The 14,151-nt window shown below is 60.1% G+C and carries 9 protein-coding genes and 2 pseudogenes; 4 read left to right on the top strand and 7 right to left on the bottom strand.

Annotation, left to right across the window (positions count from 1 at the left end; genetic code table 11):
- Positions 1–103: 103 nt before the first annotated feature.
- From NJ75_RS19455 to NJ75_RS19445, 3 genes are read right to left on the bottom strand one after another with little or no spacing between them, the layout of a single operon-like run.
- Positions 104–1,693 (bottom strand): MBL fold metallo-hydrolase RNA specificity domain-containing protein, encoded by a 1,590-nt coding sequence (locus NJ75_RS19455; protein WP_039337543.1) that lies wholly within the window; start codon positions 1,691–1,693, stop codon positions 104–106.
- Positions 1,690–2,613 carry a ribose-phosphate diphosphokinase gene (locus NJ75_RS19450; RefSeq protein WP_039337541.1) on the bottom strand — a complete coding sequence of 308 codons (924 nt, stop codon included), beginning with the start codon at positions 2,611–2,613 and terminating at the stop codon, positions 1,690–1,692. The genes NJ75_RS19455 and NJ75_RS19450 overlap by 4 nt, the downstream gene beginning before the upstream one ends.
- A complete protein-coding gene (locus tag NJ75_RS19445; RefSeq protein WP_039337539.1) occupies positions 2,610–4,094 on the bottom strand; it encodes a thymidine phosphorylase family protein in 1,485 nt (494 codons plus the stop codon). Before NJ75_RS19445 ends, NJ75_RS19450 begins: the two co-directional genes overlap by 4 nt.
- Positions 4,095–4,489: 395 nt before the next feature.
- Here NJ75_RS19445 and NJ75_RS19440 point away from each other — a divergent pair, with 395 nt between their 5' ends.
- From NJ75_RS19440 to NJ75_RS19430, 3 genes are read left to right on the top strand one after another with little or no spacing between them, the layout of a single operon-like run.
- Positions 4,490–5,209 (top strand): universal stress protein, encoded by a 720-nt coding sequence (locus NJ75_RS19440; protein ID WP_236727204.1) that lies wholly within the window; start codon positions 4,490–4,492, stop codon positions 5,207–5,209.
- Positions 5,210–5,224: 15 nt separating this feature from the next.
- Complete coding sequence (locus NJ75_RS19435) at positions 5,225–7,966, top strand: cation-transporting P-type ATPase (protein ID WP_156135872.1); 2,742 nt, start codon at positions 5,225–5,227, stop codon at positions 7,964–7,966.
- A gap of 25 nt (positions 7,967–7,991) precedes the next feature.
- A complete protein-coding gene (locus tag NJ75_RS19430; protein ID WP_236727200.1) occupies positions 7,992–9,056 on the top strand; it encodes an NAD(P)-dependent alcohol dehydrogenase in 1,065 nt (354 codons plus the stop codon).
- A gap of 81 nt (positions 9,057–9,137) precedes the next feature.
- On the opposite strand, the gene NJ75_RS19425 is transcribed toward NJ75_RS19430, so the two are convergent.
- The 4 genes and pseudogenes from NJ75_RS19425 to NJ75_RS19410 form a co-directional block, all read right to left on the bottom strand.
- Positions 9,138–9,977, bottom strand: a complete 840-nt coding sequence (locus NJ75_RS19425) for a universal stress protein (RefSeq protein ID WP_236727199.1) — start codon at positions 9,975–9,977, stop codon at positions 9,138–9,140.
- A gap of 49 nt (positions 9,978–10,026) precedes the next feature.
- A complete protein-coding gene (locus NJ75_RS19420; protein WP_039337528.1) occupies positions 10,027–11,757 on the bottom strand; it encodes a cation:proton antiporter domain-containing protein in 1,731 nt (576 codons plus the stop codon).
- 441 nt (positions 11,758–12,198) lie between these two features.
- Positions 12,199–13,074, bottom strand: a complete 876-nt coding sequence (locus NJ75_RS19415; protein ID WP_330217062.1) for an IS110 family RNA-guided transposase — start codon at positions 13,072–13,074, stop codon at positions 12,199–12,201.
- A gap of 222 nt (positions 13,075–13,296) precedes the next feature.
- Positions 13,297–13,721: pseudogene (locus tag NJ75_RS19410) on the bottom strand (IS5 family transposase); the annotation flags it as partial.
- Between the two features lie 77 nt (positions 13,722–13,798).
- Here NJ75_RS19410 and NJ75_RS23910 point away from each other — a divergent pair.
- Positions 13,799–14,050 (top strand): annotated as a pseudogene (locus NJ75_RS23910) (IS110 family transposase); the annotation flags it as partial.
- Between the last annotated feature and the right edge of the window lie 101 nt (positions 14,051–14,151).

The following is a 14,151-nucleotide window of genomic DNA, read 5'->3' as shown; positions in this document are numbered from 1 at the left end:
CGCCCCAGCAGGTCGGCATAGAATCGAGGCTGAGCAACCGCCTGATCGAGCGACCCGTTCCGGCGGTACTGACGCAAGCCACGCGGGCAGCAGTAACCCGACCTCAGCGAATATTCGAGCGAGGCTCCGTTTTCGTGTAGCTGTCCAAGATGCGGCGCATCTCTTCGATGGCCTTCTGGCGCTTGTGCGGGTTGGGAATCTGGTTGAGACGGTCCTTCAAACTGGTCGCAAGACTGGCGTAATCATTCTGCCAGTCTCGTCCGATGACTTCTCGAATGTCGGCCCGTCCTGTTTTTGTCCGACGGGCGGGACCTCCGACCGGGAGTTCGTACCTCTCGCCGATCGCAGGTGTAACCACTTGCGACGCCAGACCCTCTGATTGCGCAAGCCGGCGCAGCGCTTCTATCGCCGCGGGTTCTCCGTGATCGAGAAACAGGCTGCCTGCAATAGGACCACGGTTCTTGATCCAAGCCAGAAGTTCGGATTGATCAGCGTGGGCGGAATAGCTTTCTATCCGGCGGATCTGCGCCTTCACCCGCACGTCACGCCCGGAGATGCGCACCCGCGTTGCACCTTCCAGAATCACCCTGCCTAACGAACCTGCGGCTTGGAAGCCGACGAAGAGTATGGTCGAATCCCGGCGTGGCAGATTGTAATAGAGGTGGTGCCGGATTCTTCCGGCTTCGCACATGCCTGAAGCGGCCAGAATTATCGCGCCGGATACCGAGTTCAGGCGCATCGATTCCGCCACATCATTGACGTAGTGAATCGAAGGATGGCCAAACACGTCACGCCCACCTGTGTCCTCAAGAATGGACGCATACTTTCGGAAGACGCCCGTCGCACGGTTTGCGAGCGGTGAATCAACGAAGACCATGGCATTGCCAATGCGGCCACTTGCAGAGAGTGTCGCGATGTCGAGCAAAAGTTCCTGCGTTCGCTCCAACGCGAATACCGGAATTACCAGATTACCGCCGCGGACGCGTGCAGCCGCAATCTCGGCTTCCAACAGCGCGCGGCGCTCGGAAATTGAAACCTTCTCGCGCTCGCGATCGCCGTAAGTGGATTCGCAAATGATGTGATCAAACCCGGCCGGAGAGTGGGGGGCGGGATGGAACGACTTGTTCTCGGGGCCCAGGTCCCCCGAGCACAATACGCGTGTCCCCCCTGCCTCCAGCTCGACAGAAGCGGATCCAAGGATGTGGCCGGCGTTCCAAAGCCGCGACCGGAATCCGGCAGCTGGTTCGAACCATTCCCCGATCGCAACGGGCTGCGTCTGGCGCCAGGCGGCCAATGCATCCTGTTCAGTGTAGATCGGCTCGAATGGTTTGTCTCCGGCGCGGTCACGTCGACGATTCCGCCTTTCTGCCTCATTCTCCTGGATACGTCCCGCATCGGCGAGCATGAACTCGAGAAGATCAGCCGTTTCCCGTGTACACCACACTGGTCCCGTGAAGCCCTGCGCCACCAAACGAGGTAGGAGGCCGCTGTGATCAATATGCGCGTGGGTGAGTATGACGGCGTCGATCGCGGAAGCGTCGAAGTCAAAAGGTTCGTGGTTCAATGCTTCGAGCGAGCGCGAACCCTGGAACAAGCCGCAATCCACCAATACGCGTGATCCGCGGAAGTGAAACTCGTGGCATGATCCAGTGACAGTCTGTGCCGCGCCGTGGACTGTGAGTGAAAGCGTCATGCCGGGCCTCCTTCTGTAGAGGTTGCCTTCAACCAACCCTGGGCCGCAATGCCGTTTGCCAGGATGCCCGAGAGTGACACGACACCCAGCGCATGGTTGGTCGAGTTCGTAGCGAAGATCCTGCTTATGCCCGCTGTCTTCATTTCTGCAATGTCCTCCGGCTGAGCGAGGCAATGCGTCGCGTATGCTTCAATTATCCGCGCGCCGGATCTGGCAAGCATGGCCGCGCAGGATGCTAGCGTTGTGCCGGAGGAGATAAGGTCGTCGACGATGATCACCCGCCGCCCTTTCACTTCGGCGATCTCAGGTATCTCCAGAATGACCTCCCGATCCCCCTTTCTGGTCTTCTGCCCGACAAGGGTCCTGAAACCAAAAGGCCGCGCTACCGCTTCGACCCAAGGCCGGGACTCGCTGTCTGGTCCGACAAGAATAGTGTCCGGCGTCGGGTGGTCAGCGGCAATGGCTGAGGCCAGAACCGGAGCGGCAGAGAGAGTGATTGCCGCAATGCCCGGCATCACTTCACTGAGGCTTCCGGTGCGATGAAGATGGGGATCGACCGTCACCACGCCATCGAAGTTTGACGCGAGGACACGCCCGATCACCTTCTGGCTCACAGCTTCCCCGGCATGGAACGCGGTGTCCTGACGCATGTAGGAAAGGTAAGGTGAGACGAGGACGACCTTCGTTGCACCGCCATCGCGGAGCGCCGAACAGGCCAGCAGTATCTCCACGAGTTTGCCATTGGGATCATCCAGTGACCGATAGAGGAAGGCCGTGTCGGCTCGACCCTTTACCGTCACGAGGCTCTCCCCGTCCGGGAAGCGACGGCTTTCGATAGGGTAGAGAGGAATCCCGCAAGCGCGCGCCAGATCGGAGGCCGCCGTGCCGCCATCGCTGAAGGCAAAGACAGCCGGGTTCATGACTGCACCACATAACCCGAAGATGCGCCCGCGAGATCGCGGGCATAGGCCAGCCCCGTCTCGGAATGTGCATGGATTCGGTATAGAACTTCACCACGCCGCACCGGATCACCCACCTTGTGCATCAGATCGATCCCAGCCCCCTTGTCCATCGGAGCCCCGGCAAGACGGGCGATGCGTGCGATCGTGTGGCAATCAATGGCAATCACTTTCCCTTCGAAGAGGGAACAGACATCGTGATGGTACCCGCCGACCTGCGGCAAGCTATGGCGCCGCCCTTGCGCATCGATCAAGCGTTCCATCGCTTTCAGTGCCGCGCCAGAGCCCAACAGTTCCATGGCGCGCGCATAGCCCCGCCCGCCGACGATGGCCGGATCGAATTCCAGCACGCGTCCTGCCAGCATCAGGGCCCGGTCCCGAAGATCGATGGGCGCATCCGCGTCGTTGCGCAAAACCGCCATTACGTCGCGCGCTTCGAGGACGGGGCCAATTCCCCGGCCGACCGGCTGTGACCCGTCGGTGAAGACAACATCCAGCACCAGGCCGAGCTTTCCAGCCAGGTACTCAAACAGCTTGCGCAGCCGAATGGCCTCCCGCTTCGACCGAACCTTGGCCGTCGGGCCGACCGGTATGTCGATCAGAAGGTGCGTTGAACCGGCAGCTACCTTCTTCGACAAGATCGAGGCGGCCATCTGCTCGAAGGTGTCGATCCGCAGCGGTCTCTCGACGCTGATCAATACGTCATCGGCTGGCGAGAGATTCACCCGGCCACCCCAGGCAAGGACAGCATTCTCCTTTCGCACCACCTCTGCCAGTCGATCCTCGGCCAGATCCACGGTGGCCAACACCTCCATCGTGTCCGCGGTGCCCGAAGGCGAAGTGATGGCGCGCGAGGACGTTTTCGGCATCGTCAGGCCATGCGCTGCGACGATAGGCACGACGATCATCGAAGTACGATTGCCGGGAATCCCTCCGATGCAATGCTTGTCGACAACTATATCCGCATCCCATCTCATCACGCGCCCGACGTCGGCCATGGCACGGGTTAGCGCGAGCGTTTCCTGGGTTGTCATGAAGCCGGCGCAGGCGACCAGGAATGCACCAATCTCCATCGGCGAATAGCGATATCCTGCGATATCCTTGATGATTTCTGCAATTTCGGTGTCATCGAGCGTGTCGCCATCAATCTTGCGGCGCACATATTCGAGGCTGTGCGGTACAGGTGCCTGGCGGAACGTGACTTCGGTGCCTTCTGGCAGACCCAAGCGCCGGAATGCCTGCTCGCCAAGGCCTATGGTTCCCGGGTCCAGGAGGCAGGTGTCGTCGACGATCGCCAGTGTAGCGAGGATCGTTGCTTCTCCGTTGCCGATCTCGATCTTGCGAAGCGCCTGGAATTGCTCGGGCGAATAGCCATTGCCCTCGCGGAGCAGGAAGGCAGTATTCTCGGGGTGCGTATCAATCGCTACTGCCTTGATCTTCATCTCCCAATTCTCCCGGGTTCAGCCAGCTTGATTGCTTGCCTTGTCGGATCGATCTTCGCGTCAATTGCCGGGGTGGTCGTTGATCTGAGTCATCAAGAAGGGCCTCATTGTGACTGGCTCAATGACTCGATGTAATGAAGTGTTTCCTGGACCGCTTTTCCCTATTCTCGGAAAGCTTGTTGATTTCCCTCAATAATATGCGACGTTGAACTGCCATGGTGGCGTTTCACTGATCAGCCTGAACACCCCTGGAGAAAGCGATGACATCCCTCGATGCAAGCCGAGTTGTGCGGTCCGTCATTGTCTATGCAACAGTCGATACGTTTGCCGACGATCGGGGCGCCATTGCGCTGGCTCTAGCGTTCTGCAGATCGACGCGAGCCTGTTTGACCGGCATGCTTCTCAACATCGAAGCGAACGAGCCGCCAAGGTACGAAACGCTCAAGCTGGATGACCTGCGCCAGAAGTCAGAGCAACGCGAAGCGCGCAACGCCCACAATGCAGAAGTCCTGCGCGCGATGGCCTGCAAGGCAGGGATCGCGGTCCAGACCCTGACCGCGGTTGATCATTCGCGGGGTGTCATCGGTTTTCTTGCCGACCACGCACGACTGCATGATCTGCTGGTTATCGGCACGGATGGAAGCGGCCCTCTTTCGGACAGGGTGATTGCCGAGAACGTGCTTTTCGAAACGGGACGACCCACGCTCGTCGCGCCGCTCTCCTGGACTGGAGAATTATCGTGCAGGCGCGTCGCAGTGGCATGGGACAACAGTCGTGGCGCGGCCCGTGCGCTTGGCGATGCGCTGGCGTTGTTCCCACAGATCGAGGAGATCGCGATGGTGACAGTCGGCGATGACAAGGCATTGGCCAGCAGCCTCGAGGCAAACGAAGTCATGCAGATTGTTCGTCGGCGCGGCGTCTCGGCAAAGTTCGAGCATATTGCCGGACGCGGACGCCCGATCGCAGACGTGCTGCAGGATTACGCCGCGGATAGCGACGCCGACATGCTTGTCATGGGTGCCTACGCACATTCGAGGCTGCGCGATTTCATACTCGGCGGCGCTACTCTTTCAGTTCTGGCAGCCCCGCGGCTTCCAGTCCTGATGTCGTATTGAAGGTGCATGACAGCCATGGAAGCACCTGCGTCCTCCTGTCATGCCCGATCGCCGCAAGAGGTTCTGCAGGCTCTTGAAACGACGCCTGCCGGGCTGGACGAAATCGAAGTCGAACGGCGCAGGTTGCAGTTTGGCGCAAACCGTATCCCCGAGGGGAGGAAGCGCAGCCTGGTGCTCAGGTTCCTGGCGCACTTTCACAACATCCTGATCTATGTCCTGCTGGCTTCTGCGTCGATTACGGCTCTGCTTGGACACTGGATAGACACTGGTGTCATTCTCGCGGTGGTGATTGCCAACGCGGTGATCGGCTTCGTTCAGGAAGGTCGCGCGGAGAACGCCTTGGCGGCGATCCGTGGCATTCTCGCGCCACGGACGGTCGTCGTGCGTGACGATGTCCGTCGAACCATCGACGCAACGGAGCTGGTGCCCGGGGACATCGTGCTGCTGGAGGCAGGAGACCGCGTACCCGCAGATGCGCGCCTGATAGAGGGGCGCGCACTTCGGATCGACGAGGCGGTATTGACCGGTGAATCGATCCCGGTCGACAAGGATGCGTCACCCGTTTTAATCGGAGCAACTCTCGCCGAGCGGCGATCGATGGCGTTCAGCGGCACACTGGTGGTGGCAGGGACCGCCAAGGCAGTGGTAGTGACCACCGGGGCGCGAACCGAGATCGGTCAGATCAGTGGAATGCTTGCCAGCGTCGAAACACTGAAGACCCCGCTGGTCCAGCAGATGGACGTCTTCTCGCGCTGGCTGACGGTCTTCATTCTGTCCGTTGCAGCCGGCCTCTTGGCTTTCGGCGTGTTTGTACGGCAGATGCCGTTCGCCGATATATTCATGATCGTCGTAGGTCTTTCCGTCGCAGCGATCCCAGAGGGCCTGCCAGCAGTGCTGACGATTACGTTGGCTGTGGGTGTCCAGGCCATGGCAAAGCGCAACGCAATCGTTCGGCGTTTGCCCGCGATTGAGACGCTGGGCTCCGTGTCGGTCATCTGCACCGACAAGACGGGCACCCTTACCCGAAACGAGATGGTAGTGGCCACGCTGGCGGCGTCTGGCGGGGAGTTCCTGGTGCAGGGCGTCGGCTACGAACCGGAAGGCGCAGTGCTTCACGAGGGCGTATTGACCGACGCAGCACAGAGTCCGGTTCTGGACGAATTCTCCCTTTGCGCGAAGTTGTGCAATGATGCGGCTCTGGTGCGCAAAGGCGATGCCTGGTGCGTCGAGGGAGACCCGATGGAAGGTGCATTGCTTGCGCTTTCGGGGAAGCTGCCGACCAATCAACCATCGGTGGCGAGGACGTTTACCCGGACCGACGCGATCCCGTTCGATGCTGCGTGGCGGTACATGGCCGTGCTCAGCCACGATCACGCCAATCATGCTTTCATCCACGCCAAAGGTGCCCCGGAAGCAATTCTGGCGATGTGCGCGGACCAGTACACTGCGGCAGGCGAGACTGCCCCGCTTGAAGAGGTTCTCTGGCAGGAGATGATGGAGAACATGGCAGCAAAGGGCCAGAGGGTCATCGCTCTGGCCACCCGCCGCGTGGATCCCGCTCAAACAACGCTCGCAGTGGAAGACCTGGATCGCAAACTGACCTTGATCGGGCTTGTCGGCTTCATCGATCCGCCGCGGAGCGAAGCAGTCCAAGCGGTAGCCGAGTGTCACCGAGCCGGAATCATGGTGAAGATGATTACCGGTGACCATGGCACCACGGCCCGAGCAATCGGTGGAATGATAGGTTTGCGCAACTCCCGCGACGTACTGACGGGGGCTGATCTCGCAACCATGTCTGACGCTGATCTGGCAGAGACGGCAATGCACGTTGATGTGTTTGCGCGCACGTCACCTGCCGACAAGCTGCGTCTGGTTTCCGCCTTGCAGTCACGTGGACTGGTGGTTGCCATGACCGGCGATGGCGTGAACGATGCGCCCGCACTGAAGCGTGCCGACGCTGGAACGGCCATGGGCATCAAGGGAAGCGAAGCCGCCAAGGAGGCTTCCGAACTCGTCCTCGCCGACGACAATTTCGCGTCGATCGCCGCAGCGGTTCGCGAAGGGCGCACAGTTTACGACAATATCAAGAAAGTGATCAGTTGGACTTTGCCCACCAACGCGGGTGAGGCACTGACGGTCATCGCCGCTTTGCTCGCAGGAATGACCCTGCCGGTGAGTCCGGTGCAGATACTCTGGATCAATCTGGTGACAGCGACAACGCTCGGCATTGCGCTGGCATTTGAACCAACCGAAAACGGCTCGATGCTAAGGCCGCCACGGCCGCGCAATGCCCCGCTGCTGGACGGTGAGCTTTTATGGCACATCATCCTTGTTTCGATCCTGTTCGTGTCCTTCGTATTCGGGATGTTCGCCTATGCGCGGGCAGTCGGTCACCCGGTCGAACTTGCGCAGACGATGGCGGTCAATCTGCTGGTGGTGCTGGAGATATTCCATCTGTTCTTCATTCGAAACATCCACGGGACTTCGCTGAACTGGAAGGCGGTGCGCGGTACGCCGGCGGTCTGGATGGCTGTCGCCGCAGTAACAATTGCGCAGTTAGCCATGACATACCTCCCACCGCTGCAAAGGGTTTTCGGGACGACGTCCGTACCCCTTTTCGAAGGTGTGCTGATCGTGTTGGCCGGCACTGCATTCTTCGCGCTCCTGGAAACCGAAAAGCAGATGCGTCTCACCTTTCGGGGGCGGCTCAATGTCGGCTCAACGCTGTCCCCCGCGGGACTATCTACCGACAGATGAAAATCAGGAGGCTCGCATGGCAAAGATGAAGGCGGCAATCTTCGTGGAACCGGGCCGGATCGTGCTCGACGAAAAGCCGATACCCGAGGTCGGCCCCCTCGACGCATTGGTGCGGATCACGACCACGACAATCTGCGGGACCGATGTCCATATCCTCAAGGGTGAATATCCAGTATCCCGAGGCTTGACGATCGGCCATGAACCTGTCGGCATCATTGAGAAGCTTGGCTCCGGGGTCGAGGGACTGATCGAGGGGCAGCGGGTCATTGCCGGGGCAATCTGCACGTCAGGACACAGCAATGCCGCGCTGTGTGGCTGCCACGCGCAGGATGGTCCTGGAACGCCTCACGGGTGGAAGCCGCTCGGTGGATGGAAGTTCGGCAACACGATTGACGGATCGCAGGCGGAGTACATCCTGGTACCGGATGCGATGGCCAACCTCGCGGTGGTGCCTGACGGCCTGAACGACGAACAGGTCCTGATGTGCCCCGACATTATGTCCACGGGTTTTTCGGGTGCGGAAAGTGGCGGAATTCGCATAGGCGACACAGTAGCCGTGTTTGCGCAAGGACCGATTGGTCTGTGTGCTACTGCCGGGGCCCGTTTGATGGGAGCCACTTCTGTCATCGCAATCGACAGCGTGCCTGAGCGAATGGCCCGGGCAAGAGAGATGGGTGCCGATCATGTGATCGACTTCCGGACCACTGATCCGGTAACGGAAATCATGCGCATGACGAGCGGTCGGGGCGTCGATGTCGCTATCGAGGCCCTCGGGCAGCAATCGACATTCCAGAATGCCCTGCGGGTCCTTCGTCCAGGAGGAACATTGTCATCGCTCGGTGTCTACTCGCAAGATCTAACGATCCCGATGGACGGGTTCCTGGCTGGCCTCGGGGATCATACCATTCGCACGACGTTATGTCCTGGCGGAAAGGAGCGGATGCGCCGACTCATGGACGTCATCGCTTCAGGCAGGATCGACACACGCCCACTGGTTACCCATCGTTTCAAGCTGGACCAGATCGAAGAAGCCTACGAGCTCTTCTCGAGCCAACGTGAGGGCGTCCTTAAAGTGGCCATCACGCCCTGATATTTGCCCATACGACGGCAGGTGATTTGCATCGACCGGGAGGTACCGGGCCCGCCTGGGCCAAGTACCTTCTTGAGGCGATCAAGTTTGCCTGACGAGCATTGTGTCACCGGGCAAGCACCTGAGCAGCTCCTCGGCTCGGCTGCCCACCATCGATCTGATAAAGCCGCCACGCCCGTGCGTGCCCATCACCACGAGATCTACGCCGAGGCGGTCGGTTGCTTCGAGCAGAACCTTATGCACCTCTCCGTACTCCAGGTGCAGCTGCGTTCTGGCCCGGACATCCTCCGGAACTTCCGGAGCCGCCAACATTGCTTTCAGTTCGGCGCGCGCAACTCCCGTGAAATCGTCGCGGGTGTCGTCCGAACGCAACCACCCCTCGTAAGGAACATGGAATGCATGGATGACATGGATTGAAGCCGCGGGAAACATTCTTGCCGCGGTGAGCAGTGCCGCTTGCGAACAAGGTGAGCAATCTACAGCGACAGCGATGGTCCGATATGCCCGGTGTGGACGCCGCTTCACGACGAGTACCGGACACGGGGCACTGCGGATCACGTGATCCACGGCCGTCCCGATAAAGTAATCGCCGAGGTGGTTCATGCGTGCCACCCCCATCACGACCAGTGCGCAGTTCCCATTTTCTGCGGCAGCAACGAGGGCAGCCGGAGCAGGTCCGATGGCAGGCAGAACGTCGACGTCTGCCTCAGGATCGGGAAGCACATCCCGGATTGCCTTGTCTGCCCGCGTCTGGTCGCGCTTGAGAAGGCTATAGGGTTCGATCGCATGAAGGACCATAAGACGGGCACCAAACTCCTTCGACAGAAGAAGCGCGCGATCGATTGCCCTGTCCGAGCGGGCGCTGAGGTCTGTACCAACCAATACGGTTTCTTGTTCGGCATCACGTCTCGACATACCCATGACGTCCCTCCTTTTGTTGTCGCTGCTCAAGTATCACCAGCTTAGTCCGTCAGGCTTCCGCTTCCCGCATGCGCTGGTCCGAGATATGCCTCATTGCGTCCTGGCTTTCGACACCGACCCCGTCCAACAGCTGGGCTGCCAGTTGAAGGCTGGCTTCAGTAGCCTCGGGCGTCGAATAGGCCGCGCCCAGTTCCCTGAGCTTGTTCGAGTGCTCCTTGTCCCTCGCTCTGGCGTGAACCGGGATTTCAGGCCACCGCCGATGTATCTCACGCACGATCTTGGATACGGCAGCAGGATCATTCATTGTTACAGCTACGGCTGCAGCGCGATCTATGCCCGCTTTCGCGAGGATCTCGACGCGAGACGCATCCCCGAAAAAGATATGTCCTCGCTCGTCCTTTTCCCGCGCAATGAGTGCCGCGTCGGCATCGAGGGCAACAAAGTCGATGCCTGCATTTGCCAGCACGCGTGACACAGTCTGCCCAACGCGTCCGAAGCCGGCAATGATGACATGTCCCGAGCATCCGCTGTAATCGGGCAATTCGTGGTGCGTTTCCTGCGTAGCCCGCATTTTCTCGATTGCGGCACCCACGTGTTTCGCTGCCTGCGCCACGAGGGGTGTCAGCATCATGGATAGGCTCGCGAGGAGCAGAATCTGCTGTTCGAGGATTCCGGTGATCAACCCTGACGACCCGGCCGCCGCCAGTATCACAAACGCAAACTCCCCACCCTGTCCGAGCATCAAGCCAGCCTCAAGCGCTACGGGAAGCGAGCGTCTGAAGATGAGCGCCAACATCACCACGATGGCCGACTTGAGAAGCCACAGGGCCGCAATCCCGCCAAACAGGAAAAAGGGATCCTTCAAGACCATCTGCCAATCGATACCCATGCCGACCGACATGAAGAACAGGCCGAGGAGAATTCCTTTGAAAGGCTCGATGTCCACCTCGATCTGGTGACGATATTCGGTCTCGGCCAGAACAAGGCCGGCCAGCATCGCGCCGAGAGCCATTGAGAGTCCGAATTGCGCGGTAAGCGCGGAAACTCCGACTATCGTGAGCAGGACTGCCGCCGTGAACATCTCGGCGCTGCGCGCGCCGGCGACCTGTCGCAAGGCTGGACGCAGGACAAGTCGTCCGGCACCGTAAATGAGGATAATCGCTATTCCTGCCTTGCCGAGCGCGCCCGTCAGCCCAGCTGCGAGCCCGCTCTCGCCACGCTCCCCGATAACGCCGACCATGAAGAGAATCGGCACGACTGCGAGATCCTGCATCAACAAGATCGCGAAGGCGGTTCTGCCGGCCCTGGATGCTTGCCGCTTGGCATCTATGAAAAGCTGCATGACAATCGCGGTCGATGACAGGGATAGCGCTGCACCAACCACCAAAGCCTCGTCCGGATCAAGGCCGAGCCATGAGCATGTCCAAGCAACCAGCGCCCCGGTCAGCACGATCTGCAGACCGCCCATTCCGAAGACAAGCCTGCGCGATGACCACAAGCGGTCAAGGGACAGTTCGAGGCCGATCATGAACATCAGAAATATGACGCCGATTTCGGCCAGTCGTCGCACGCCATCGACATCTGCGACCACAAAATCCGCCAGCATCGGGAAGTGCGCCGCGAGACGGCCAAGTCCGAACGGGCCGACCAGTGAACCGATCAAGAGGTAGCCGAGAACCGGGCTGACCTTGAGTCTGCTGATCAATGGTACGATCAGTCCGGCTGCAGCAAGGAAGATCAGAACTTCCCGCATGAAGGGCAAGGTTGCGTGCCCTTCCATCAGAAGCGCCAACTGGCGTTGCAGGGGCAGGCCGAAATAGGCGCTTGCCCGGCAGGCTGCCTGCTAACCGCTACGCTCTTCCCGACCGACCGAGTCTGCTCCGCTTCAACAGCAATCATGTTTCAAGGGTAGGACCCCACCAGCATAACTGCACCTAAAAAGTGCATACAAATCTCTGCCCCTTAGGCTGAGGATCTGTAATTGCAGGACGCTGGCGGTGCCGATCCCTTGAGGGTTTCATGGATCTGTCCGCACTGGCCGAGCCGAAGCCTGGTCGTGCTGTATCGGGTTTCACAGAGGCGAACGTTGCATTGACTCGATGCGGGCTTGTGAACCCATCCGGTAACCTTCGCAGAACGTTCGTCCCTGCGTTCCCCCGCGGGACACCGCCCTCGGATCAGCTTCGACGCTTCACCGCTGGCAAACAGGTTCTACCCTACCTCACGCCTGGAACAAAGTCCCGTCGCGCAGCATGGCATGCATGATGACCGCGAGGCGGCGGGCCAAGGCGACGCGAGCCTTCTTGAGACCTCGGCGCTTGGCGATCTTCATGGCCCATGTCTTGAGCGCGAAGGTTTCCCGGCTTCGGGTGAGGATCGAGTTGGCATCTTCGTACAGCAGCTTGCGCACGGTCCCATCTCCCTGTTTGGTGATCCTGCCTGTCCAGTCGAGCTCGCCCGACTGATGGCGTCGGGGCACAAGGCCGAAGTAGGCCCCGGCATTGCGGGATCGTCGGAAGCGTCCCGCTTCATCGACTGCGGCGGCGAAGGCAGCAGATGTTTGCACGCCCACGCCCGGTATGGTCATCAAGATCTCGCAGGCTTGTGACTGGCTTGCGATGACACGCAGACGGCGGTCCATCTCCTTGATCTGCTCGACGAGCGTCGCGCGTACCGTCAGCAGCGCGGCGATAGCTTCGCCCAGACCCGGGATGTGTGCCGCTTGCATCATCCTTTCGAGGAATGCCTTCCCTTGCCCAGCCCCGGGGCGATAGCCGAAGGTTGTGCAAAGACCGCGAATTGTGTTGTCGAGCCGGACACGCGCTTCCACCAGATGGCTCCGCGCGGTGATCACGCTGCGCACCCCATGCGCTGCCGGAGATTTGACGTGTACCTCCTTGTAGAAGCCGGTGCGGGCCAACTGAACGAGCCCGGCGGCATCGTGAGGATCGGTCTTGTTCGCCTTCATTGCCTTGAGGCTCTGGTGCGCCTGGCGGGCATCGATGCACACCACCGCGACACCCAGTTCACGCAGACCAAGCCAGATCGCCGAGTTCTGCGGCCCGTTTCGATCACTGCCCGCTCGATTGGACGGTATCGTCCGAGCATCGCGGCCAAAGCCTCCGGAGTGCTCTCGACCTTTTCCGACACGAGCTTCTGGCCATTTTCGTCAACGATGCAGACCTGTGCTTTCCATCGATAGGTCCAATCCGGCATAATGCTTCATGGCTGCTTCCTTCCTTCAGGATTCGACAACCAGAAGTGTGCGCCTCTACCGAGGTCCGAGGGAAGCAGCCCCAATTACACGATGACTCGTTGATCACCGCCAGAAGAGCACGGTGGCCGCGAGAGCGAGGGCGGAGAAGAAGACGGTTGGGCAGCGGTCGTAGCGGGTTGCCACGCGACGCCAATCTTTCAGGCGGCCGAACATGATTCCGATGCGATTGCGTCGCTTGTAGCGGCGCTTGTCGTCTTGGACGGGATGAGAACGGGATTTTCGGCCTGGAATGCAAGGCGTGATGCCCTTTTGCTCGAGCGCGTCCCTGAACTATTCGGCGTCATAGCCCCGGTCAGCCAGCATCCACTGCGCCTTGGGCAGATCATCGAGCAGGGCTGCCGCGCCGGTCTAATCGCTGATTTGTCCCGCCGTGATAAAGAAGCTCAAAGGTCGGCCGTTGGCATCGGTGACGGCGTGAAGCTTGGTATTTCGCCCTTGGTCCGCCCTATCAGGCGGCCGAGTCCCCCTTAATGGATGGCCCGCCCTTAAGCTGATCCGTTATTGTCTCGCGACAGGGGTTGGGTTTGCGGAAGGAGTGAAGGTCGTGGACGTATCGGTTCTTGGAATTGATCTCGGCAAGAACAGCTGCAGCTTGGTCGGTCTGGACGCGGCAGGTAAGGTCGTCGTACGACGGCGAATGCGGCGCGAGACAGTAATCGCATACGCAGACGCTCTGCCGCCATGTATCGTGGCAAAGGAGGCCTGCTGCGGTTCGCATCACATGGGCCGCGCACTTGAGCGGCAAGGTCATACGATCCGGCTGATGTCGCCCGAGTATGTCCGCCCCTATGTGAAGTTATGCTCACCTCGCCATAACTTTACTAATCACGAGGTCCCCATAATGCGGAGGAACGCGGCCTGATTGGCGGATTTTCGCCTTTCTTGGATCGACTTGCT

It is taken from the genome of Novosphingobium subterraneum, assembly GCF_000807925.1.
GTDB classification, from domain to species: domain Bacteria; phylum Pseudomonadota; class Alphaproteobacteria; order Sphingomonadales; family Sphingomonadaceae; genus Novosphingobium; species Novosphingobium subterraneum.
The sequence above is the reverse complement of the archived record's forward strand: the minus strand, read 5'-3'. Positions and strand labels throughout refer to the sequence as shown.

Bases quoted from the DNA above. Each gene is read 5' to 3' on its own strand.
- NJ75_RS19425 (WP_236727199.1), bottom strand. From the start codon at position 9,977: ATGGGTATGTCGAGACGTGATGCCGAACAAGAAACCGTATTGGTTGGT.
- NJ75_RS19440 (WP_236727204.1), top strand. From the start codon at position 4,490: ATGCTTCTCAACATCGAAGCGAACGAGCCGCCAAGGTACGAAACGCTC.
- NJ75_RS19445 (WP_039337539.1), bottom strand. From the start codon at position 4,094: ATGAAGATCAAGGCAGTAGCGATTGATACGCACCCCGAGAATACTGCC.
- NJ75_RS19455 (WP_039337543.1), bottom strand. From the start codon at position 1,693: ATGACGCTTTCACTCACAGTCCACGGCGCGGCACAGACTGTCACTGGA.
- NJ75_RS19435 (WP_156135872.1), top strand. From the start codon at position 5,225: ATGGAAGCACCTGCGTCCTCCTGTCATGCCCGATCGCCGCAAGAGGTT.
- NJ75_RS19420 (WP_039337528.1), bottom strand. From the start codon at position 11,757: ATGGAAGGGCACGCAACCTTGCCCTTCATGCGGGAAGTTCTGATCTTC.
- NJ75_RS19430 (WP_236727200.1), top strand. From the start codon at position 7,992: ATGAAGGCGGCAATCTTCGTGGAACCGGGCCGGATCGTGCTCGACGAA.
- NJ75_RS19450 (WP_039337541.1), bottom strand. From the start codon at position 2,613: ATGAACCCGGCTGTCTTTGCCTTCAGCGATGGCGGCACGGCGGCCTCC.